Raw genomic sequence first — 745 nt, 5'->3', positions numbered from 1 at the left:
GGTTCGACCGGACCGCATCAGCGGCCTCACGGCCAGTTCGGGCGGCAACCTCCATGTTGGGAAACTCCAAGTAGTCGCCAGCCAGGTGGATGCTGCCGAGCGGCCGTGCCAGTGCAGCCTGCAATGTACCGCGACCGGGCCAGGAGTAGGGGGCCCCGGCTTCCCACCGTTGGACGACGATTTCGCTTATGCATGATGCCGCCTCTGGAAACTCGGCAATCAGGTCGGCGCGAAAGCGTTCGACAATCTCACGGTCGCTGAGCTGCATGAGTTGCGCAGCACCTTTGGCGCCCCGGAACAGCATCAGGCTGCCGCCAGGCTGGCGGTTGGTGGGATCTTCTCTCAGCGTCGTCGCTTGATTGAAAATCGTGCTGAAGGCCCGGCCTGGTGTGGAGATCGCATAGTGTCGCTCCCAGGGCATCGGCGCTGTTTCTGCCGTCAGAACCGCTGCAGTCAGAAATGCCCCATAACGGATCGACTTCAACGCGTGCAACGTATCTGACGGGAGGTCCTTGACGATCTGGGCGGCAACAAAGGCCGGAGCCGCAACGATACAATGCCGTGCCATGAACGTGGATCGGGTGGTGCCGGCGACAACATCCACCTCGACGCTGCCATCCGCGCTTTGAATCCGAGTTGCTTGCGTATCATAAAGTATCTTCTTGCCAAGACGCTCACTGAGCGCCAACGGAAACAGGGCTGATCCGCCGACAAGGTTGCGGCCTGGCGAGTGTTTGCTCCACAC

1 protein-coding gene is annotated in these 745 nt (G+C 61.1%); it reads right to left on the bottom strand.

Going from position 1 to position 745, the window contains the following annotated elements:
- The coding region (locus tag EN935_RS38715; protein WP_164771862.1) for an FAD-dependent oxidoreductase at window positions 1-745 on the bottom strand (745 nt) is incomplete at both ends.

This window comes from Mesorhizobium sp. M7D.F.Ca.US.004.03.1.1, from assembly GCF_003998635.1.
GTDB lineage: Bacteria > Pseudomonadota > Alphaproteobacteria > Rhizobiales > Rhizobiaceae > Mesorhizobium > Mesorhizobium loti.
This window is presented reverse-complemented; position numbering and strand designations above follow the sequence as displayed.